The following is a 20298-nucleotide window of genomic DNA, read 5'->3' as shown; positions in this document are numbered from 1 at the left end:
GTGCACCCAATGCACACCTTCGGGTTGCACGTGTCAGGAACCGAACAGGCCTCGGTCCAAGCGTCGAAGGGCCTGCGAGAATGGGCGGTGTGGCGGAGGCTTCGGTCCAGCGTGAAGTGGTTCTGCTCGGGTCCACCGGCTCGATCGGAACCCAGGCGATAGATGTCGTACGCCGCAACCCGGACAGGTTCCGGGTGGTGGCGCTGATGGGCGGCGGGTCACGGGTGGACCTGCTCGCGGAGCAGGCGCTCGATCTCGGCGTCGAGGCGGTCGGTGTGGCCGCCGCGTCCGCGGCGCAGGATCTGCAGCTCGCGTTCTTCGCGGAGGCGTCCCGACGCGGGTACCGCCGCGGGGAGTTCGCGGTTCCCAAGATTCTCGCGGGGCCCGACGCGGCCGTCGAGATCGCGTCCTGGCCGGCCGACATCGTTCTCAACGGGGTGTCGGGCTCGGTCGGGCTCGCCCCGACCCTGGCGGCGCTCAAGGCAGGCGCGACGGTGGGCCTGGCGAACAAGGAGTCCCTGGTCGCCGGAGGCCCGCTGGTGCTCGAGGCGCTGGGCGGCAATCCTGACCGGCTCGTACCGGTGGACTCCGAGCACTCCGCGCTGGCCCAGTGCCTGCGCGGGGGGCGGCGCGAGGAGGTCCACAAGCTGGTGCTGACCGCCAGCGGCGGTCCGTTCCGCGGGCGGAGCCGGGACGAGCTGGCCGGCGTCACTCGCGAGCAGGCGCTCGCGCATCCGACGTGGGCGATGGGGCCACTGGTCACCATCAACTCGGCGACGCTGATGAACAAGGGCCTCGAGCTGATCGAGGCGCACCTGTTCTTCGGGGTGCCCTACGACGACATCGAGGTCGTCGTTCATCCGCAGTCGCTGGTCCACTCGATGGTCGAGTTCACCGACGGTTCGACCATCGCGCAGGTGTCGCCGCCGGACATGCGCCTGCCCATCGCCCTGGCGCTGGGGTGGCCGGACCGGGTGCCCCTGGCACAGCCGCCGATGGACTGGACCCGGCCGCAGTCGCTGACCTTCGAGCCACTCGACACCGTCGCGTTCCCCGCGGTCGACCTCGCCCGGACGGCGGGCCGGCTCGGTGGCACAGCTCCGGCGGTGTTCAATGCGGCGAACGAGGAGGCCGTCGCGGCCTTTCTCGCGGGTGGGCTGCCGTTCGTCCGTATCGTCGACCTGGTGGCTGAGGTGGTGGAAGCGCACGAGGTGATCGCCCGTCCGACGTTGGACGAGGTGTTCGAGACCGAGCGCGAGGCCCGTGCCGCGGCGAACCGTCTGATCGAACAGGCCGGTGGGCGACCTGTGGCGGCCGGAGGACGTGCTTGATGGCAGCCCTGGGCATCGCAGCCTTCGTCCTCGCCCTGTTTGTCTCGGTCGTCCTGCACGAGGCCGGGCACTTCGTCACGGCCCGGTACTTCGGGATGAAGGCGTCCCGCTTCTTCGTCGGTTTCGGCCCCACCCTGTGGTCGAAGCAGCGCGGGGAGACCGAGTACGGGGTGAAGGCCATCCCGGCCGGCGGGTTCGTCAAGATCGAGGGAATGACCTCCCTCGAGGAGATCGACCCGGCTGACGAGCCGCGGGCTTTCTACAAGGCCCCGGCACGGGCGAGGCTGGTCGTGATGTCCGCGGGCTCGTTCGTCCACTTCGTCATCGCGATCGTGCTGATCTACGGCGTGCTGGTCACTCTCGGCACCAAGCAGACCAGCGAGACGCTGATCGGGGAGACGACGTGCCTGCCCGCGGCGGGCCAGACCGAGTGCACCGGGGCCGGCCCGGCGGCGGCCGCCGGGCTGCTCAAGGGCGACCGGGTGGTGAGCTTCGAGGGAACGTCCATCACCACGTGGGAGGACTTCACCCGGCTGGTGCGCGAGCACGGGCCCGGGCCCGCCGAGCTCGTCGTCTCCCGGGACGGCCGGCAGCTGACCCTGCGCCCCGACCTCGGCGAGGTCCTGCGTGACCGCAGGACTGGTGGCGAGGGGAAGGACCCGGTCGGAGCCCTGGGAGTCAGGCCGGGGCAGGAGTCCGTTCACTACGGGGTGCTCGGAGCCGTTCCGGAGACCTTCAAGGTGATCGGCTCCGGGTTTACCGGGATGTACGACACGTTCACCGAACGGCTCGATGACATCAGCCGCATCTTCGGTGACAACCGCGACGAGAGCGGTTTCATCAGTGTGGTGGGCGCGGCCCGCCTCGGTGGCGACGTGGTCACCGCTGACGAGGACTGGTCCGACCGCATCGGGGTCTTCCTGTTCCTCGTGGCCGCGATCAATCTCGCCATCGGGATCTTCAACCTGCTGCCGCTGCTCCCGCTCGACGGCGGGCACATCGCGGTGCTCGGTTTCGAGCAGGCCCGACACGGACTGCGGCGGCTGCGTGGTTACCGAGGTCCAGTGCAGCCGGTGGACTTCGCGAAGCTGTTACCAGCCACGTACGCCACGGTCGTTGTTCTCGTCGGGTTCAGTCTGATCATTCTGTCCGCCGACATCGTCAACCCCATCCGCATCAACCAGTGAGCCGCCGTGTACCCGCGGTGGCGCGCGGTGGTGGTCAGTGGACGTCCCGGTCGCCGGTCGATCCGGCGGATCCGGTCGGGCGTCGCGCCGGCCGTCGTGAGTGCGCCGCCTCCGCACGACGTCCATCGACCTGATTGACCGATCCGGCCGATCTGTGAATCGGCTCGGACCTGATCGACCCGGATTCCCCGGTCGTGCTTACGAACCGGGGTTGGGTCGCCAATTGACGATCAAGAATCCGACACGCCAGTGAGGACATCGTGACCGTTACTCTGGGCATGCCCGCCGCTCCGCCCCGCCCGGTCGGAACCCGGCGGGTCAGCCGGCAGATCCACGTGGGCAACGTGCCGGTCGGAGGTGACGCCCCGGTCTCCATCCAGTCGATGTGCACCACGCTGACCTCGGACGTCAACGCCACCCTGCAGCAGATCGCCGAGCTGACCACCGCCGGCTGTCAGATCGTGCGGGTCGCCGTTCCGAGTCAGGACGACGCGGACGCCCTCGCGGCGATCGTGCGCAAGTCGCCGATCCCGGTGATCGCCGACATCCACTTCCAGCCGAAGTACGTGTTCGCCGCGATCGACGCGGGCTGCGCCGCGGTCCGGGTGAACCCGGGCAACATCAAGCAGTTCGACGACAAGGTCGGGGAGATCGCGCGTGCCGCGAAGGGCGCCGGCACCCCGATCCGGATCGGGGTCAACGCCGGGTCGCTCGACAAGCGCCTGCTGGAGAAGTACGGCAAGGCCACCCCGGAGGCGCTCTGCGAGTCGGCGCTGTGGGAGTGCTCGCTGTTCGAGGAGCACGACTTCCGCGACATCAAGATCTCGGTGAAGCACAACGACCCCGTGATCATGATTCAGGCCTACCGGCTGCTGGCCCAGGCCTGTGACTACCCGCTGCACCTCGGCGTCACCGAGGCCGGCCCGGCGTTCCAGGGCACCGTCAAGTCGGCGGTCGCCTTCGGAGCCCTGCTGGCCGAGGGCATCGGCGACACGATCCGGGTCTCGCTGTCGGCTCCTCCGATCGAGGAGGTCAAGGTCGGCGCGGCGATCCTGGAGTCGCTCGGGCTCAAGGAGCGGCGACTGGAGATCGTCTCCTGCCCGGCCTGTGGCCGGGCCCAGGTCGACGTCTACACCCTCGCCAACGAGGTCAGCGCGGGCCTCGAGGGCATGGAGGTGCCGCTGCGCGTGGCCGTCATGGGCTGCGTCGTGAACGGCCCGGGTGAGGCCCGCGAGGCCGACCTCGGCGTTGCCTCCGGCAACGGCAAGGGTCAGATCTTCGTCCGTGGCAAGGTAATCAAGACGGTCCCCGAGGCGCAGATCGTGGAGACTCTGATCGAGGAGGCCATGCGAATCGCGGAGGAGATGGAGGCTGACGGCGCGGCCTCCGGTACGCCGTCGGTGTCTGTGGCCTGACAACGGGAAGGGCTGGATGGGTCTGCCGCTTCGCTCCACTCCGACGAGGCTGCTCGATGACCGGGATCTTCCCGCGGTCACCGAGCTGCTGAGCCGCAACCCGGTCGCGGACGTGTTCGTCGCGTCGCGGGTGGCGGCGTGTGGCCTGGATCCCTGGCGCCTGGGCGCCGAGGTCTGGGGGCACACGGTCGACGGCACCCTCACAGCCCTGTGTTACTCCGGCGCGAACCTCTGGCCCGTGGGGGCGGGCCCGGACTCGGCGAAGCTGTTCGCCGAGCGGGCCCGCCGCCAGGGGCGCCGCTGTTCGTCGATTGTCGGCGTCGCTTCGGCGGTCGCCGCGATGTGGCGGCATCTGGAGCCGGTGTGGGGCCCGGCCCGGGAGATCCGCGGCGAGCAGCCCTTACTCGCCATCAACGACGAGCCCAGGATCGCGCCCGATCCCGGGGTCCGCCAGGTCCGGCCAGACGAGTTGGACATCCTGCTCCCCGCCTGCATCGCGATGTTCACCGAGGAGATCGGGGTCTCGCCGGTCGGCGCCGACGGTGGCGCGCTCTACCGCTCCCGGGTCGCCGAGTTCATCGGGCAGCGGCGGTCCTTCGCCCACATCGAGAACGGCCGGGTGCTGTTCAAGGCGGAGCTCGGTGCCGTCGCGGGGGACGTCTGCCAGATCCAGGGCGTGTGGGTTGACCCGGCGCTACGCGGCCGCGGCCTCGGCGCCGCCGGTACCGCCAGCGTCGTCGCGCTGGCCCGGGCGATGTTCGCTCCGGTCGTGAGCCTGTACGTGAACGACTTCAACCACGTCGCGCGCCGCGCCTATGAGCGTGTCGGCTTCGAGCGCGTGGGCACGTTCGCCTCGATCCTCTTCTAGCGCGGACGTCCGGGCTGAGCCCGGCTCTCACCGGCGACTGTCAGGTCGCCTCCTTCTCCACCGCCTCCACCGCCCGAAATCGCTGGATCGTGGTCGTTCGATCACTGATCGCGATGCTTTGCGGTGTCTGTGTTCATTGCTGTGGCGCTATCGCCCTATCTCTGGCATCCTTACCTTCTCGACGTAATCAATCGACAAGACGCATTCGATCGAGTTTGTTGAACGATCGGGTGTGTGGGAGAGGGTACGGAACGTGATGAAGCCCCAGGGTCTGTGGCGCAGGTTCGTGCCACTGGTTGCTGCCAGTGCGCTAGCGCTGACGGTGGCCGCCTGCTCGGGCGACGACGGGGGGTCGGAGTCCGTGGCGGCCTCCGGGGAGGTCACGGGAACCCTGCGGCTCGGGTACTTCCCGAACCTCACCCACGCCCCGGCGCTGGTCGGCGTTGAGCAGGGCACCTTCGCCAAGGAGCTCGGCTCCGGAGTGAAGCTGGCGCCCTCGACGTTCAACTCGGGCACGCAGGAGGCGGAGGCGATCCTCTCCGGCGCGATCGATGCCGGCTTCATCGGTCCGAACCCGGCCGTCAACACCTTCATCAAGTCCAGGGGCGAAGCCATCCGGATCGTCTCCGGGGTGACCTCCGGCGGTGCGGCGCTGGTGGTGAAGCCGGAGATCACCTCGGTCGACCAGCTTCGCGGCAAGACGCTGGCCACCCCGAGCCTCGGCAACACCCAGGATGTCGCGCTGCGCTACTTCCTCAAGAAGAAGGGCTTCGAGACCGACACCAAGGGCGGCGGCGACGTCTCGATCCGCCCGCAGGACAACTCGGTCACCGTCGACGCGTTCAAGTCCGGTGCCATCGACGGCGCGTGGGTGCCCGAGCCGACCGCGTCCAGGCTGGTCTCGGAGGGCGGCCACGTCCTCGTCGACGAGGCCGACGAGTGGCCCGAGACCGACGGCAAGTTCGTCACCACCGTCCTGCTCGTCCGCACGGACTACCTGAAGAAGAACCCGGAGATCGTCGAGCGGCTGATCACGGCGAACATCAATGTGATCAACCAGCTGAACGACGACCCGGCCGCCGGGCAGGCCGCCGCGAACGAGGCGCTGAAGAAGCTCACCGGCAAGCCGCTCGCCGACGACGTCGTCTCGTCCGCCTGGAAGGGCCTGACGTTCAGCCCGGACCCGGTCGCGAAGTCGCTGTTCACCTCGGCCGCGCACCAGGAGGAGCTCGGGCTCATCAAGGACCCCCAGCTCGACGGGATCTTCGACCTCTCGGTCGTCAACAGGATTCTCGCCGATGCGGGCGAGCCGGCGGTCGCGGACAAGTAGCCCACGGGCGCGAGAGCACAGACAGGTAACGGAGCGGGTGTCGTGGCGGCCATATGCCGCCACGACACCCGCTCCGGCGCACGACATATCCCGAGGGGAGCAAGCGTTGAGCGTTCTCACGACGGGCGCGGCGCTGCGGATCGACGGCGTCAGCCGGGTCTTCGGCGGCGGCGCAGGTCAGGTCCGCGCACTGGACGACATCACGCTGGATGTCCGGCCCGGTGAGTTCGTCTGCCTGCTCGGAGCATCCGGCTGCGGCAAGTCGACCCTGCTCGGGCTGGTGGCCGGCCTGGACCAGCCCACGACGGGCACGGTCGACACCGGTGGGCGCCGGGTCGGGATGATGTTCCAGGATTCGGCCCTGCTGCCCTGGCTGACCGCCGGGGGCAACGTCGAGGTGCCGTTGAAACTGCGCCGGGTGCCGAAGGCGGCGCGGGAGGCGAGAGTTCGCGAGCTGCTCGCGATGGTCCGCCTCGCCGGGCAGGCGGACCGGCGTCCGCACGAGCTGTCCGGGGGCATGCGGCAGCGGGTCAGCCTGGCCCGGGCGTTCGCCCAGGAGGCCGACATCCTCTGCATGGATGAGCCGTTCGGGGCGCTCGACGCGATGACCCGCGACCTCCTCCACGACGAGCTGGAGCGGATCTGGCGCGAGACCGGCATCACCGTCCTGTTCGTCACCCATGACGTGCGGGAGGCCGTGCGGCTGGGGGACCGGATCGTTCTGCTCTCCTCCCGGCCCGGCCGGGTCGCGCAGGTCTTCGACGTCGAGATCGACCGCCCGCGCCGCATCGATCAGCCCCAGGTTTCCGAGCTGGCCGCCGCCGTGACGGCACGGCTGCGGGAGGAGGTCGCGCGTCATGGCCACTGACACCGACACCGGCGTGCCCTCGCTCCGGACGCCGGACCGGACGTCGGACGGGACGCCGGACCAGACACTGGCCGGCCTCGACGCGCTCGACATCCCGGTGGGCGAGCAGCGTCCGCTGGCCCGCCGCACGTGGTCCGCGACCTGGCCGAAGGTCGCCGCGTTCGCGCTGTTCCTGCTGCTCTGGCAGGCGGTCGTCTGGTCGGGCTGGAAGCCGACCTATGTGCTGCCGGGCCCCGACGAGGCCCTGCCCGAGTTCTTCAGCCAGCTCGGCACCGCCGACTTCTGGGACGCGCTCGGCCGGACCCTCAGTCGTGCCGGCCAGGGCTACGCGCTCGCGGTGGTCATCGGCGCGGCCGTCGGACTCGCGGTCGCGCGCTTCGCGCTGCTGCGGACCGCGGTGGGGTCGTTCATCACCGCGCTGCAGACGATGCCGTCCATCGTCTGGTTCCCGCTCGCGATCCTGCTGTTCCAGCTCAGCGAGTCGGCCATCATGTTCGTCGTCGTGCTCGGGGCCGCTCCGTCGGTGGCCAACGGCGTCATCTACGGCGTCGACTACGTCCCGCCGTTGCTGGTCCGGGTCGGGCGCAGCATGGGGGCGAAGGGCTTCGCGCTCTATCGGCATGTCGTGGCCCCGGCGGCGCTGCCGTCGGTGCTCGCCGGGCTCAAGCAGGGCTGGGCGTTCGCATGGCGCAGCCTGATGGCCGGCGAGCTGATCGTCATCGTCCCCGGCCATCCCTCGATCGGTGCCAACCTGCAGAACGCCCGTGACCTTTCGGACACCGTCGGTGTCATGGTGTCCATGCTGACGATCTTCGTCGTCGGCGTGGTCGTGGATGCCGCCTTCAACGCCCTCGACCGGCGGATGCGGCAGCGAAGGGGCCTGCTGGCCGAAGGCTCGGCCGCGGTCAAGGCGGCCCGTGGGCCCCGGCGACCCGGCCCGGAGGCGGTCGCCGGGCCGGGTGCCGAGCCGGGTGGGGGGCACCTGCCGGCACCCGCGGGCGGCGGCCAGGGCCCGTCCGGTACCGGGGTCTGACCGGCCGCCCTCGCGCGACCTGGGCTGCCCGGCCACCCAGGTCCGCGGGGCCACCGAGCGCCGCTCGGCGCTGCGGGCTGCAAGATAGTGCCATGCAGATCTCCGCCCGGGCCGACTACGCACTGCGGGCCCTGCTCACGCTCGCTGCCTCGGACGGCAACCTCGTCAAGGGGGAGACCCTCGCCTCGGCACAGGACCTCCCCCTGCGTTTCCTGGAAAACATCCTCACCGACCTGCGGCGCAGCGGCCTCGTGCAGAGCCGCCGCGGTGCCGACGGCGGCTACCAGCTCTGCCGCCCTGCGGAGGACATCACGATCGCCACGGTGATCCGGGCGACCGACGGCCCGCTGGCCAGCGTCCGCGGCCGTCCACCGGAGACCGCGCACTACGAGGGCGCGGCCAAGCATCTCCAGGACGTCTGGATCGCGACCAGGGTCAACCTGCGCCGGGTACTGGAAGCCGTGACCCTCGCCGACGTCGCCAGCGGGAAACTGCCGGACATCGTCTGTGAGCTGCGGGAGGATCCGGACGCATGGACCACCAGATAGGCAGGGGCCACCACATGGCCAGAGGCCACCAGACGGCCGCTGGTCACCAGGCAGTCGCGGGCCGCCGGCCAGCCGTGGGCCAGCGGCCAGCTCGGTGATCGGGTGGCCTTCTCGTGGTTCACGCAGGGCACCGACCCGGCTGTCGGCGGAGCCGTCGACCCGGCTGCCGTCGGGGCTTCGGGCCCGAACGGCGGAAGGCCGCTCGAAGCCGTGGTCTTCGACTGGGGCGGCACACTGACGCCGTTCCACGACGTGGACCTGCTCGACCTGTGGCGAATGGCCGCCATCGAGATCTCGCCGGCGCACGCGGATGAGATCACCGCGATCCTGGCCGGGCTGGAATCAGCCTGGTGGCGGGGCCGGGAGGGCGCCGACGGGCTGTCCGGGAACGGTGCCCAGGACGGGATGACCGGCTCGGTCACCGAGCTGCTCGCCGAGGCCTCGGCCCGGCTGGGTGTCGACGTGGCCGCCGCGGTGCTGCAGGCCGCCACCCGTCGTGACCTGGCGGCGTGGACCCCGCACACGATGTGCGACCCCGAGGCGTTGCTGCTCGTGCACCTCGTTCGCGCCCGTGGCCTGCTCGTCGGCCTGCTGACGAACACCCGCTGGCCACGGCTGTGGCACGAGCGGCTGCTTGAGCGGGACGGCCTGCTCGGTCTGTTCCACGCGCGGGTCTACACCAGTGATCTTCCGTTCGACAAACCGCATCCGATCGCGTTCCAGGCTGTGCTTGACGCGCTCGGGCTGGTGGATCCGTCCCGTGTTCTCTTCGTCGGCGACCGCGTGCAGACCGACATCCGTGGTGCCCGAGCCGCCGGCATGCGCACCGTCCTCGTCGCGGATGGCCGGGCCGGTCCAGGACCGGGCGGTCTCGTACCCGGCGGTCTCGGACCGGGCCGGACGGAGCTGGCCGGACCGGCCCGCCCGAATCCGTTTGCCGATCCGATTCCTCGGGATGACGAGGAACGTGTCGGGGGACAGCGGCCTGTCGCCGCGGACGCGGTCATCGCCCGGCTCGGACAGCTTCTCGACGTCCTCGACGCGTTCGGGGCGGCCAGGCCGGGGACGCCACCACCGCGCTGATTCCGGACGCCCGCCGTCCGACGACCAGCATCCGTTCGACCGGCCTCGGTGCGGCGAGGGGCTCCGTGCGGCGAGCGGGCAGCGCTGCCCGGATCCCTGCCTGCCGAGTGGCCGCTCAGCGGCCGGGAAAAGCGGCGGTTACGGACGCCGGGGCGACACCGGCGGCGAGCCGGGCTCGCTGCCCCCGCAGCGTCATGGCGACCAGTGTGTCGACCGCCATCTCCCGGTCGGCACCGGTGAGAACGTCCACCGCGGCGAGGGCGGAAACCGCTGACTGGTCCTCGATGCGGGCGAGGAGGTCGAGTGATCCGGCGACACCCGCCGGCTCGACCGGCAGCCGATAGGCGGCGAGCGCAGCGGGAGGCGTCGCTCCGCGTGTTCTCAGCATCGCGACCAGGGTGTCCCGCAGAGCGCGGTGATTGTCGAGGGCGGTCCTGGCCAGATCCCGAGCGGGGCGGGCCGCGTCGCCCAGCGGGGCGAGTACGCCGCCCGCCGCGGCGGCCGCGTAGACGGCGGCGTGCGCCGAGGCCAGCATCGACGACAGCGCCCTGGCCTGCGGGTCGGGTGCGGCCGAGGCGGCGACCCCGGTGGTGGCGGTCACCGGGCCACCGTCGGCTGCGCCTTGCCGATGAGCTCCGCGTGCGCGGACTCGGCCGCGCACAGACTCGCCAGCAGCCCCGCCAGGCCCGTGCTCGCGGTGAGGCAGCCGGCCCGGTGCGCGGTGGCGGTGGTGCCTTCTAGGGCCGCGAGGGCGGTGAGCGTGGCGGCCTGTGTCTCGGATGTGTCCGCTGGGTCCGCGGTGTTCGGCGCAGGATCCCCGGCGGACGTCGTGGGTTCTGTCGCCGCTGCCGCGGATGTCGTGGGCGCCGCGGATGTCGCGGATGTAGCGGACGCGCCGACGCCGGGCAACCCGAGGGCGGCCAGATCGCTGGCGTGGTCGGCGTGATGTGCGCGGATCGTGCGCAGTGTCGTGGCGAGCCCGGGATGGCGGCTGATCGCGGCGTCGTAGGCGGTCAGCAGCTCGGCTTCCCGCTGGTGGGCTGCCGTGGCGGCCGCGACGTCAGCCGGGTTCGCCGTCGGCGTCGGGGCCACCGGGTCCGAGCTGGTGCAGCCGGCCGAGGCGAGAAGGACCGATGCTCCGGCGCCGACCAGCGGGACAGCGGCCAGGATCGCCCGGCGCGACGGACCGGAACCGACTGCTGTGGGCACGGCAGGCAGCTTCGCACATGGGCGGCCCGGTGCCGGCCCCGCGGTCGCACCGCCGGGCCGGTCCGGTCGCCGGACCGGCCCGAAATTGGAGAGGCCCGTCCGCAGACGTAGGCTAAGGATCTCGACTGTGTGACGCTCGACGCTTGACCCGGCGGGCGCGCGCACGCGGGGCGACAGCGCGTCGGGGCTGGCGGCAGTGCATCTGGGCTGGCGACAGTGCATCGGGTCCCCATCGCGTCCGGGCGGCATCCGGGGCGAGGGCGCATCCGAGGGTAATGTGGCTGCTTTTGCGTCGCCGCGGTCGGTCGCCGGAGGAACAGGCCGCGGGCAGAGGCGCCGCGTCGGTGGGGGAAGGGACAGGCTAGGTGGCTAGGGCGGGAAACTCCGGCCGGGCGGAGGTCCGTCGGCCGACGGCGTCGTCCCGGGGCACCGGCAGGGCACAGACCGCCGGCGGGTCGCCGGCCGCAGGCGAGAGCCGGGCGGCGGCGGACGCCATACGCGCCCAGCTGCGCGGTCGGCTCGAGCCAAGGCTGGCCGCGGCCGGTTTCGATCTCGAGGATGTGACCGTCGCGCGGGCGGGTTCGCGCAGTGTCATCCGAGTCGTCGTCGACCGCGACGAAGGTATCGATCTTGATGCGGTCGCGGATGCGAGCAGGATCGTCTCGGCGGCTCTCGATGAGGACGAGCAGGGCTCCGCGGCCGAGCAGGGCGACGCGGCGGGTGCCCGCCCGCCGTCGGGGTCCGGCGCCGGTCCGCTCGGCGGGCCCTACGTTCTTGAGGTGACCTCGCCCGGGGTCGATCGCCCGCTGGTGGAGCCGCGGCACTGGCGTCGCGCGGTCGGCCGGCTGGTGCTCGTCCGCCGTGCTGACGGCAGCGAGATCGAAGGCAGGGTGCTCTCCGCCGGTGACGATGGTGCTGATCTGGCGATCCCGACCGGCGTCGCTCGCCGTGGCCGCCCGGCGCGCACCCGGCTGGAGCGCGTCGTCTACAGCACCGTCACCCGGGCGACGGTGCAGGTCGAGTTCGGCGCGCCCGCCGGCTCCGAGCCGGGCGGTTCGGGTGAGAACGAGGGCGAGGCCGCGACCGGATCGCATGGGGCGGACCTGGAGACCGAGATCGAGGATGTCGACGACGTCGAGGACCTTGACGACGTCGTCGACCTTGACGACGTCGAGGACGTCGAGGACGTCGAGGGCTTCGACGACTCAGATGCCGCCGACGAGGGTGTCGAGCACCTCGGCGCGGACGGTGCGGATCCCACCGACGAGACAGCGGACACCGACGAGACAGCGGAAGATCATGATGCCGTGGGCGCGGAAGCGGGCCGCGGCGGCCGGAACAGCAAGGAGATGAACCGGTGAAGCTCGACGTCGCTGCGCTGCGGGGAATCGAGCGCGAGAAGGAGATCGCCTTCGACACGCTCGTCGAAGCGATCGAAACCGCGTTGTTGACCGCCTACAAGCACACCACCGGCTCCGCTGACGATGCTCGGGTGGTGATCGACCGGACCAGCGGTGAGGTGGCCGTCTTCGCCCGCGAGAGCGCTCCGGACGGCACCTCGCGCGAGTGGGACGACACGCCCGCGGACTTCGGTCGGATCGCGACGATGACCGCGAAGCAGGTCATCATGCAGCGTCTCCGGGAGGCGCAGCAGGAAGTGACCTACGGCCAGTACGCCGACCGGGAGCATGAGGTCGTCTCCGGGGTGGTGCAGCACCACGAGCAGCGCGCGGGCTCCCGGGTGGTGCTGGTCGACCTCGGCACGGTCGAGGGCGTGCTGCCACCGGCCGAGCAGGTGCCCGGTGAGCGGCTGGAGCACGGCGACCGGATCAAGTGCTACGTCGTGCATGTGTCGCGAGGAGCCCACGGCCCGACGGTCACCCTCTCGCGGACCCACCCGGAGCTGGTGAAGGGCCTGTTCCGGCTCGAGGTGCCCGAGGTCGCCGACGGCACGGTCGAGCTCGCGGCGATCGCGCGCGAGGCCGGCCACCGCACCAAGATCGCGGTGCGTTCGAAGGCGCCGGGGGTGAACCCGAAGGGCGCCTGCATCGGGCCGATGGGGAGCCGGGTGCGCGCCGTCATGGCGGAGCTGCACGGCGAGAAGATCGACATTGTCGACTGGTCGGCGGATCCCGCGGCGTTCGTCGGCAGCGCGCTCTCACCGGCGAGGGTCTCGAAGGTCGAGGTCACCGACCTGGCGAATCGTTCCGCCCGGGTTGTCGTGCCCGACTACCAGCTGTCGCTCGCCATCGGCCGGGAAGGGCAGAACGCCCGGCTCGCGGCGCGGCTCACCGGTTGGCGGATCGACATCCACTCCGACACCGAGGGGAACCCGGACCGTGCGGACCAGCCAACCGGGGACGCCGCGCCCCGGCACAACGGATCCGGAACAGGGCCGCGGAGGTCCTCCACGGCGGGGGGCCACTCTCGGGGCGCAACGGGATAGACTTATCATGGCGCGCCGTGCGGAGCCGACTCCTCATGTGTCCCCAGCCCGAACCGCGATCTCCGGTGCCATGATCTCCGGAACCGCGATCCCGGTAGGGCCGGTTCGTACCTGTGTCGGTTGTCGGGCCCGGGTGGCGCGGTCGGACCTGTTGCGTATCGTCGTGGTAGGTGGGGAGCTCCTCCCGGATGTTCGCCACCGGATGCATGGTCGGGGTGCACATGTGCACCCCGACCCGGGCTGCGTCGATCTCGCGGAGCGCCGCAAGGCGTTCCCGCGGGCGCTGCGGGTTCCCGGGCCGCTCGGGCTGAACCAGGTCAGGGCGTACCTGGAACTGCGCACGCGCAACAGAGGCATGTAGAACAGTGGTACGGGCTACACGCGCCAGCGTGGAGTCCGGTGTGACAGCGGAGCGGTACCCGTTCCGGAGGTTTCGGTTCGGGTGGCTCGCGCCGGAAGGCGACGCCAGATCGACGTCGACAGGGAAGCAGGTCGAGACAGCGATGACCGCGCAGTGAGAACGCAGCCATGATCACGACCAGCAGGTAACGAGGTCACGCGGGCATGGACCGCGGGCCGAACGAAGGAGCACCGTGGCAGGAAAGGCCCGCGTACATGAGCTCGCGAAAGAGCTCGGCGTCGACAGCAAGACCGTGCTCGCCAAACTGAAGGATCTCGGCGAGTTCGTTAAGTCCGCCTCGTCCACCGTCGAGGCACCCGTAGTCCGCAAGCTCAAGGAAGCCTTCCCCGCGGAAGGTTCCGCCTCGCCCGCACGCCCCGGCCCGCGGCCCGGTAACGGTGCCCGGCCGACCCCGCCGCCTCGTCCGGGTCCGATGCCCGGTCGTCCCGGCCCGCGGCCCGGCCCTGCCGGTCGCCCCGCCCCCGGTGCCCCGGGTGCTCCGGGTCGTCCTGGCCCGATGCCCGGCATCGCGAGGCCGTCCGGGCCGGCGGCCACTCCGCCTGCGGCGCAGCCCCCGGTGGCGCAGCCGCCGGCCGCCCCGCCGTCCGCGCCGCTTCCCCAGCACCCCCGCCCCATCGCGGCGTCAGCAGCGCCGCCCGCGGCGCCAGTCGCACCGTCCACGCCTTCCGCGCCAGCCACCCCGCCCGGTGCTTCGGCGCCGCGTCCGGGCCCGGCTGGCCCGACGGCCGGCGGTCCCCGGCCCGGCCCGGCCCAGCCTCGCCCGAGGCCCGGCGGTCCCGGCGCGGGTGGCGGTCCTCGCCCTGGCCCGCGGCCCGGTCCCCGGCCCGCGGGTGCGGGCAACAACCCGTACACCACTCCGTCGGCAGGCCCGCGTGCCGGCTCCGGCCAGGGCGGTTCGCCCTCGGCGCCGCCGCGTCCCGGTGCTCCGCGCCCGGGTGGCCCGCGCCCAGGTGGCCCGCGCCCCGGCGGCCCGGGTGGTCCCGGTGGTCCGCGTCCGTCGCCGAACCAGATGCCGCCGCGTCCCGGTGGCACCGGCGGTGGTCCCGGTGGTCCGCGTCCGTCGCCGAACCAGATGCCGCCGCGCCCCGGTGGCTCCGGTGGCCCGCGCCCGAACTCGAACATGTTCCAGCCGCGTCCGGCGGGCGGTGCTCCCGGCCGTCCCGGTGGCGGTGCTCCCGGTCGTCCCGGTGGCGGTGGCGGTGGCCCGCGTCCCGGCGGTGGCGGTGGCGGCTTCCGTAGCGGCGCCCCCGGTCGTCCCGGTGGCGGTGGCGGCGGTGGCGGTGCTCCCGGTCGTCCCGGTGGCGGCGGCGGTCCCGGCGGCGGCGGGCGTCCGGCTGCCGGTGGTCGTGGCCGCGGCGGAACGACGGCCGGTGCCTTCGGGCCCGGCGGTCGTGGGCGTCCCGGCCGGCAGCGCAAGTCCAAGCGCGCGAAGCGGCAGGAATGGGAGAGCGGGCTTGAGGCGCCGCGCATGGGGGCGATGGTCCCGCGCGGCAACGGCCAGGCGATCCGGCTTCCTCGCGGTGCGTCGCTCGCCGACTTCGCGGACAAGATCGACGCGAACCCCGGTGCGCTGGTCCAGGTGGTCTTCACCCAGCTGGGTGAGATGGTCACCGCGACCCAGTCCTGCACGGACGAGACGCTGCAGCTGCTTGGTGTGACGCTGGGCTACGACGTGCAGATCGTCAGCCCCGAGGACGAGGACAAGGAGCTCCTGGAGAGCTTCGACCTCTCCTTCGGCGGCGAGTACGGCGACGACATCGAGCTCTCGGCCCGGCCCCCCGTGGTCACGGTCATGGGTCATGTCGACCACGGAAAGACCAAGCTGCTCGACGCGGTCCGCTCGACGGACGTCGTCGGCGGCGAGGCCGGCGGCATCACCCAGCACATCGGTGCCTACCAGGTGCGGGCGAACGTCGACGGCACCGAGCGTCCGATCACCTTCATCGACACCCCGGGTCACGAGACCTTCACCGCGATGCGTGCCCGTGGTGCGCAGGTGACCGACATCGTGGTCCTCGTGGTGGCGGCGGATGACGGTGTGAAGCCGCAGACGATCGAGGCGTTGAACCACGCCCAGGCGGCCGGTGTGCCGGTCGTGGTCGCGGTGAACAAGGTCGACAAGGAGGGCGCGGACCCGGCGAAGGTCCGCGGCCAGCTCACCGAGTACGGCCTGGTGGCGGAGGAGTACGGCGGCGACACGATGTTCGTCGACGTGTCGGCCCGTAACCGGACCGGTATCGACGAGCTGCTCGAGGCGGTCATCCTGACCGCGGACGCATCCCTCGACCTGCAGGCCCCGACGGGGACCGAGGCTCAGGGTGTGGCGATCGAAGGTCGCCTCGACCGTGGGCGCGGCCCGGTGGCGACCGTGCTGGTCCAGCGCGGAACCCTGCGGGTCGGCGACTCGGTCGTCGCCGGCGAGGCCTTCGGCCGCGTCCGGGCGATGCTCGACGAGAACGGCGCCCAGGTGGCGGAGGCCGGCCCGGCCCGGCCCGTGCAGGTGCTCGGTTTCACCAGCGTTCCCGACGCCGGTGACAACTTCCTCGTCGTGCCCGAGGACCGGGTCGCCCGGCAGATCGCGGAGCGCAGGCAGGCCCGCGAGCGCAACGCCGAGCTGGCGCTGAGCCGTGGCCGCCCGACGCTGGAGTCGATCCTCGAGCGGATGAAGGAGGGCGAGAAGACCCAGCTCAACCTCATCCTCAAGGGCGATGTGTCGGGTTCGGTCGAAGCCCTCGAGGACGCTCTGCTCAAGATCGACGTCGGCGACGAGGTCGGCCTTCGGATCATCGACCGCGGTGTCGGTGCGATCACCGAGACCAACGTCATGCTGGCGTCGGCCTCGGAAGCGGTCATCATCGGCTTCAACGTCCGGCCGCAGGGCAAGGCGACGGAGCTGGCTGACCGTGAGGGTGTCGAGGTCCGCTACTACTCGGTGATCTACCAGGCCATCGAGGACATCGAGAACGCCCTCAAGGGCATGCTCAAGCCGGTGTACGAGGAGGTTCAGCTCGGCACCGCGGAGGTGCGCGAGGTCTTCCGCGTTCCTCGGGTGGGCAACGTCGCCGGTTCGCTCGTCCGGTCCGGCATCATCCGCCGCAACACCAAGGCCCGGCTCATCCGGGACGGTGTCGTGGTCGCGGACAACCTCACCGTCGATTCGCTCAAGCGTTTCAAGGACGACGCGACCGAGGTTCGCGAGGGCTACGAGTGCGGTATCGGTCTCGGGTCGTTCAACGACATCAAGATCGATGACGTGATCGAGACCTTCGAGCAGCGGGAGGTTCCCCGCACCTGATCCGACGAAGCCGGGGCCGGTCGAACCCGTGTGCGCGGGTTCGACCGGCCCCGGGACGTCGCCCGACAGGTCGCGGAAAGATCATGTGGATCGGGAGTCTGACACTGGACATCCTTCTCGGGGACGTGCACTCCCTGAAGGAGAAGCGGTCGGTGGTTCGGCCGGTCGTCGCGGAGCTTCGCCGGCGGTTCGTCGTCAGCGTCGCGGAGACCGGGAGCCACGATCTGCACCGTCGAGTCGAGATCGGGGTCGCCGTCGTGGCCGCGGACCGGGCGCACTGCGCGGACGTGCTCAGCGCCTGCGAGGACCTGGTGGCCGGGCGCCCTGAGCTGGAAATTCTCTCGGCGCGGGTGCGCTACCTGTCCGATCAGGATGCCGACGGCATGACCTGCTCGGAGACAGCCCTGTCCTAGGACGCTTCCGGGTGGTCATCCAGGCTGCTGGCGCATCTCCGCTGCGGTCCGCATGCCCGGAGCAGCCGAGTAGGCGGTGACCCGGGGTAGGTAGGAAATGGTGGGTGTCGACCGTGGTCAGGCCGGGCACCGTGGTGTCCGCCGCCCAGGTCGACCGGGTGAGTGAGGGAGGTGGACGGTGGCTGATCCGGCCCGTGCGCGTCGATTGGCGGTACGCATCCGTGAGGTGGTCGCGTCCACGCTGGAGCGCGGTGTCAAGGACCCCCGTCTCGGGATGGTGACCATCACGGACGCCCGGGTGACGCCGGACCTGGTGGACGCGACGATCTTCTATACGGTCTACGGCGACGACGAGGCCCGGCAGGCCTCGGCCGCGGCGCTGGAGTCGGCCAAGGGCATGCTGCGCAGCCAGGTCGGGCGGGCGACCGGCGTCAAGGTCACCCCGACGTTGACGTTCGTACACGACCGGCTGCCGGACGACGCGCGGCATCTGGAGGATCTGCTCTCCGTGGCGCGCCGGCGCGACGCGGAGCTGGCCCTGGCCCGGCAGGATGCCCAGCCCGCCGGTGAGCCGGACCCCTACCGCCGGCCCCGTGAGATCGACGATCTCGACCTCTCCGACGCCGGCGCTGATGCGGACACCTTCGCGGACGGGCTGGACGAGGACGATGCCGGGGACGCCGGCGTCGGCTTCGACGAGGTCGCCGGGGAGGACCGCGAGGCCGTGCGCCGGGAGTCGGCGTCATGACCGTCATGTCCGCGGGAACGGGCCCGATGGGCGCTGGTACCGGGGACACGGACCGCATCGGCGCCACTGCCGCTGCCACTGTCGGTGCGACCGCCACTGCCGGTGCGACCGCTGCTGCCGGTGCGGTCGGTGCCGGCGAGGCCTTCGGCGCGGCGGTCCGGGCGTTGCGCTCGGCCGCGGACACGGGTGCGCCGGTGCTGTTGCTGGCGCATGTCAACCCGGATGGTGACAGCCTCGGGTCGGCCATCGCGCTGGGCCTGGCGTTGCGCCGCCTGGGCGCGCGACCGCGGGTCTCGTTCGACGCGGAGCCGTTTGTCGTCCCCCGTACGCTGCGTTTCCTTCCCGGTCAGGATCTGCTCGTCGCGCCGGGCGACCTCGACGGCCTCGGCGCCGCCGCGGCACTGGTGGTGACCCTGGACGTCGGCAGCGAGGAGCGGCTGGGCCGGCTGTCGCGACGACTCGCCGGCGCACGGTCCCTCGTCGTGGACCATCACGCCTCGAACACCCTCTTCGGAGAGGTCAACTTCGTCGATCCGGAGGCCGCGTCGACCAGCGTCCTGGTCACGCGGATCATCGACGCGCTCGGGGTGGAGCTCGACCGGGACATCGCCGCGGCGGTCTACACGGGCCTCGTCACGGACACCGGCTCGTTCCGCTTCGCGGCGACGACGCCCGCGGTCCACGAGCTGGCTGCCCGGCTGCTTGCCACCGGGATCCGCCATGACCAGATCTGCCGCACGCTGTGGGACACCCACCGGTTCGGCTATCTCAAACTGTTGGGCCAGGCCCTGGAACGGGCGCGGCTCGAGCCGGAGCTCGATCTCATCTGGACCTGGTGCACCGAGTCCGATCTGCGCCTGGCCGGGATCGGTTACGACGAGATCGAGGCCGTGATCGATACCGTGCGTACGGTGTCGGAGGCCGAGGTCGCGCTCGTGTGCAAGCAGGACGGCGGGATCTGGAAGCTGTCGGTGCGCTCCAAGGGCGCGGTGGACGTCGGTGCGTTGTGCACCACGCTCGGCGGCGGCGGGCATCGCTTCGCCGCCGGGGTCTCGTCCTCGGAGTCGTTGGCGGCCACGATGGACCGGTTCCGCGAGGAGCTCGTCCACGCCCCGCGGCTGAGCCGGTGAGCGACACGTCACCGCCCGCGCCGCCAACGCCGCCCGCGCCGGCCACTCCGGACGGGCTCGTCGTCGTCGACAAGCCGGCCGGCTGGACGTCGCACGACGTCGTCGCCCGCTGTCGACGCCTGCTGCGGACCCGGCGTATCGGCCACGCCGGGACTCTTGATCCGATGGCGACCGGTGTGCTTGTGCTGGGCGTCGGGCGCGGTACCAGGCTGCTCGGCCATCTGGCCCTGACGGCGAAGGTCTACGAGGCCACGATCAGGCTCGGGCGGACCACCACGACGGACGACGCCGAGGGCGAGCCGGTCGCCGACCGGCCGGTCGAGGTCGGCGCGGGCGAGCTCGCGGCCGGGATGGCGGCGCTGACCGGTGCGATCGACCAGGTTCCGTCCAGCGTCAGCGCGGTGAAGGTCAACGGTGTGCGGGCCTACGCACGGGTCAGGGCCGGCGAGGACGTGGTGCTGGCGGCTCGGCGGGTCACCGTGAGCCGTTTCGAGCTGCTGGCCCGTCGTGGGACCGACCTGGATGTCGTCGTGGCCTGTTCGAGCGGCACCTACATCCGTGCTCTCGCGCGTGATCTGGGCGCCGCTCTCGGCTGCGGCGGCCACCTCACGGCGCTGCGCCGCAGCGAGGTCGGGCCGTTCGGCCTGGCGGCCGCGGTCGGCCTCGACGAGCTGGCCGAGCGGGGTCCCGCGGCGGTCGTCCCACTGGGAGCGGCGGTCGCGGCGGCGTTCCCGCGCCGCGATGTCGATCTCGATCAGGCGCGTGATGTCGCTCACGGTCGATGGTTGCCTGCGCTAGGTCGTTCCGGCCCGTATGGCGTCTTCGGGCCGGACGGCGCGGTCCTGGCGTTGTTCGAGGATCGAGACGAAACAGCCCGGCCCGTCGTCGTGTTCGCGCCGGCGTAGGCGTTCGACTCGGCGCGCGACGGCCCGTCGGCGCGGTCCCCGATGGCTGCCGCCGTGGTCACCCCGTT

At 71.6% G+C, this 20298-nt stretch carries 19 protein-coding genes; 17 read left to right on the top strand and 2 right to left on the bottom strand.

Annotated elements, in window-relative coordinates:
* Nucleotides 1-80 precede the first annotated feature (80 nt).
* The 9 genes from dxr to AWX74_RS10730 all read left to right on the top strand — a co-directional run bounded on the left by dxr (nucleotide 81) and on the right by AWX74_RS10730 (nucleotide 9663).
* Nucleotides 81-1331 (top strand): 1-deoxy-D-xylulose-5-phosphate reductoisomerase, encoded by a 1251-nt coding sequence (gene dxr / locus AWX74_RS10770; protein WP_054564988.1) that lies wholly within the window; start codon nucleotides 81-83, stop codon nucleotides 1329-1331.
* Nucleotides 1331-2518 (top strand): M50 family metallopeptidase, encoded by a 1188-nt coding sequence (locus AWX74_RS10765; RefSeq protein WP_054564987.1) that lies wholly within the window; start codon nucleotides 1331-1333, stop codon nucleotides 2516-2518. The genes dxr and AWX74_RS10765 overlap by 1 nt, the downstream gene beginning before the upstream one ends.
* Nucleotides 2519-2778: 260 nt before the next feature.
* The gene (ispG, locus tag AWX74_RS10760) at nucleotides 2779-3933 is read left to right on the top strand and encodes a flavodoxin-dependent (E)-4-hydroxy-3-methylbut-2-enyl-diphosphate synthase (protein ID WP_054564986.1); all 1155 of its coding nucleotides are present in this window, start codon (nucleotides 2779-2781) and stop codon (nucleotides 3931-3933) included.
* A gap of 16 nt (nucleotides 3934-3949) precedes the next feature.
* Nucleotides 3950-4801, top strand: coding sequence for a GNAT family N-acetyltransferase (locus tag AWX74_RS10755; protein WP_054564985.1), 852 nt, complete (start codon nucleotides 3950-3952; stop codon nucleotides 4799-4801).
* A gap of 256 nt (nucleotides 4802-5057) precedes the next feature.
* Complete coding sequence (locus AWX74_RS10750; protein ID WP_091274450.1) at nucleotides 5058-6131, top strand: ABC transporter substrate-binding protein; 1074 nt, start codon at nucleotides 5058-5060, stop codon at nucleotides 6129-6131.
* 106 nt (nucleotides 6132-6237) lie between these two features.
* Nucleotides 6238-6999: an ABC transporter ATP-binding protein gene (locus AWX74_RS10745; RefSeq protein ID WP_091274446.1), complete on the top strand. Its 762-nt coding sequence runs from the start codon at nucleotides 6238-6240 to the stop codon at nucleotides 6997-6999.
* Nucleotides 6989-8032 (top strand): ABC transporter permease, encoded by a 1044-nt coding sequence (locus tag AWX74_RS10740; protein ID WP_091274443.1) that lies wholly within the window; start codon nucleotides 6989-6991, stop codon nucleotides 8030-8032. Before AWX74_RS10745 ends, AWX74_RS10740 begins: the two co-directional genes overlap by 11 nt.
* Before the next feature lie 92 nt (nucleotides 8033-8124).
* On the top strand, nucleotides 8125-8580 hold the full coding sequence (locus AWX74_RS10735) for an RrF2 family transcriptional regulator (RefSeq protein ID WP_006545460.1): 456 nt from the start codon (nucleotides 8125-8127) through the stop codon (nucleotides 8578-8580).
* Nucleotides 8581-8682: 102 nt separating this feature from the next.
* Entirely contained in the window at nucleotides 8683-9663 is a 981-nt protein-coding gene (locus AWX74_RS10730; RefSeq protein ID WP_091274439.1) for an HAD family hydrolase, read from the top strand.
* A 115-nt stretch (nucleotides 9664-9778) separates the two neighbouring features.
* Here the strand turns inward: AWX74_RS10730 and AWX74_RS10725 are convergent, their stop codons facing one another.
* Both AWX74_RS10725 and AWX74_RS10720 read right to left on the bottom strand, forming a co-directional pair.
* On the bottom strand, nucleotides 9779-10264 hold the full coding sequence (locus tag AWX74_RS10725) for a DUF4439 domain-containing protein (RefSeq protein WP_193209824.1): 486 nt from the start codon (nucleotides 10262-10264) through the stop codon (nucleotides 9779-9781).
* Entirely contained in the window at nucleotides 10261-10872 is a 612-nt protein-coding gene (locus AWX74_RS10720) for a hypothetical protein (protein ID WP_242666174.1), read from the bottom strand. Before AWX74_RS10720 ends, AWX74_RS10725 begins: the two co-directional genes overlap by 4 nt.
* 365 nt (nucleotides 10873-11237) lie before the next feature.
* On the opposite strand from AWX74_RS10720, the gene rimP reads away from it, so the two are divergent.
* The 8 genes from rimP (at nucleotide 11238) to truB (ending at nucleotide 20230) form a co-directional block, all read left to right on the top strand.
* On the top strand, nucleotides 11238-12233 hold the full coding sequence (gene rimP, locus AWX74_RS10715) for a ribosome maturation factor RimP (protein WP_091274436.1): 996 nt from the start codon (nucleotides 11238-11240) through the stop codon (nucleotides 12231-12233).
* On the top strand, nucleotides 12230-13318 hold the full coding sequence (nusA, locus tag AWX74_RS10710) for a transcription termination factor NusA (RefSeq protein WP_091274432.1): 1089 nt from the start codon (nucleotides 12230-12232) through the stop codon (nucleotides 13316-13318). Before rimP ends, nusA begins: the two co-directional genes overlap by 4 nt.
* A 7-nt stretch (nucleotides 13319-13325) precedes the next feature.
* Nucleotides 13326-13679 carry a YlxR family protein gene (locus AWX74_RS10705; RefSeq protein ID WP_341271970.1) on the top strand — a complete coding sequence of 118 codons (354 nt, stop codon included), beginning with the start codon at nucleotides 13326-13328 and terminating at the stop codon, nucleotides 13677-13679.
* Nucleotides 13680-13911: 232 nt separating this feature from the next.
* Nucleotides 13912-17034 carry a translation initiation factor IF-2 gene (gene infB / locus AWX74_RS10700; RefSeq protein ID WP_091274430.1) on the top strand — a complete coding sequence of 1041 codons (3123 nt, stop codon included), beginning with the start codon at nucleotides 13912-13914 and terminating at the stop codon, nucleotides 17032-17034.
* Between the two features lie 83 nt (nucleotides 17035-17117).
* Nucleotides 17118-17447 (top strand): DUF503 domain-containing protein, encoded by a 330-nt coding sequence (locus AWX74_RS10695; protein WP_006543553.1) that lies wholly within the window; start codon nucleotides 17118-17120, stop codon nucleotides 17445-17447.
* A 178-nt stretch (nucleotides 17448-17625) separates the two neighbouring features.
* The gene (gene rbfA / locus AWX74_RS10690; protein WP_091274427.1) at nucleotides 17626-18195 is read left to right on the top strand and encodes a 30S ribosome-binding factor RbfA; all 570 of its coding nucleotides are present in this window, start codon (nucleotides 17626-17628) and stop codon (nucleotides 18193-18195) included.
* A complete protein-coding gene (locus AWX74_RS10685; RefSeq protein WP_091274424.1) occupies nucleotides 18192-19325 on the top strand; it encodes a DHH family phosphoesterase in 1134 nt (377 codons plus the stop codon). Before rbfA ends, AWX74_RS10685 begins: the two co-directional genes overlap by 4 nt.
* Complete coding sequence (truB, locus tag AWX74_RS10680) at nucleotides 19322-20230, top strand: tRNA pseudouridine(55) synthase TruB (RefSeq protein WP_091274421.1); 909 nt, start codon at nucleotides 19322-19324, stop codon at nucleotides 20228-20230. Before AWX74_RS10685 ends, truB begins: the two co-directional genes overlap by 4 nt.
* Nucleotides 20231-20298 lie beyond the last annotated feature (68 nt).

Source organism: Parafrankia irregularis (assembly GCF_001536285.1).
GTDB lineage: Bacteria > Actinomycetota > Actinomycetes > Frankiales > Frankiaceae > Parafrankia > Parafrankia irregularis.
This window is presented reverse-complemented; position numbering and strand designations above follow the sequence as displayed.

Excerpts from the sequence above, each read along its gene's own strand:
- dxr (WP_054564988.1), top strand. The coding sequence starts at position 81 with ATGGGCGGTGTGGCGGAGGCTTCGGTCCAGCGTGAAGTGGTTCTGCTC.
- AWX74_RS10765 (WP_054564987.1), top strand. The coding sequence starts at position 1,331 with ATGGCAGCCCTGGGCATCGCAGCCTTCGTCCTCGCCCTGTTTGTCTCG.
- AWX74_RS10755 (WP_054564985.1), top strand. The coding sequence starts at position 3,950 with ATGGGTCTGCCGCTTCGCTCCACTCCGACGAGGCTGCTCGATGACCGG.
- AWX74_RS10750 (WP_091274450.1), top strand. The coding sequence starts at position 5,058 with ATGAAGCCCCAGGGTCTGTGGCGCAGGTTCGTGCCACTGGTTGCTGCC.
- AWX74_RS10740 (WP_091274443.1), top strand. The coding sequence starts at position 6,989 with ATGGCCACTGACACCGACACCGGCGTGCCCTCGCTCCGGACGCCGGAC.
- AWX74_RS10735 (WP_006545460.1), top strand. The coding sequence starts at position 8,125 with ATGCAGATCTCCGCCCGGGCCGACTACGCACTGCGGGCCCTGCTCACG.
- AWX74_RS10705 (WP_341271970.1), top strand. The coding sequence starts at position 13,326 with ATGGCGCGCCGTGCGGAGCCGACTCCTCATGTGTCCCCAGCCCGAACC.
- AWX74_RS10695 (WP_006543553.1), top strand. The coding sequence starts at position 17,118 with ATGTGGATCGGGAGTCTGACACTGGACATCCTTCTCGGGGACGTGCAC.
- AWX74_RS10685 (WP_091274424.1), top strand. The coding sequence starts at position 18,192 with ATGACCGTCATGTCCGCGGGAACGGGCCCGATGGGCGCTGGTACCGGG.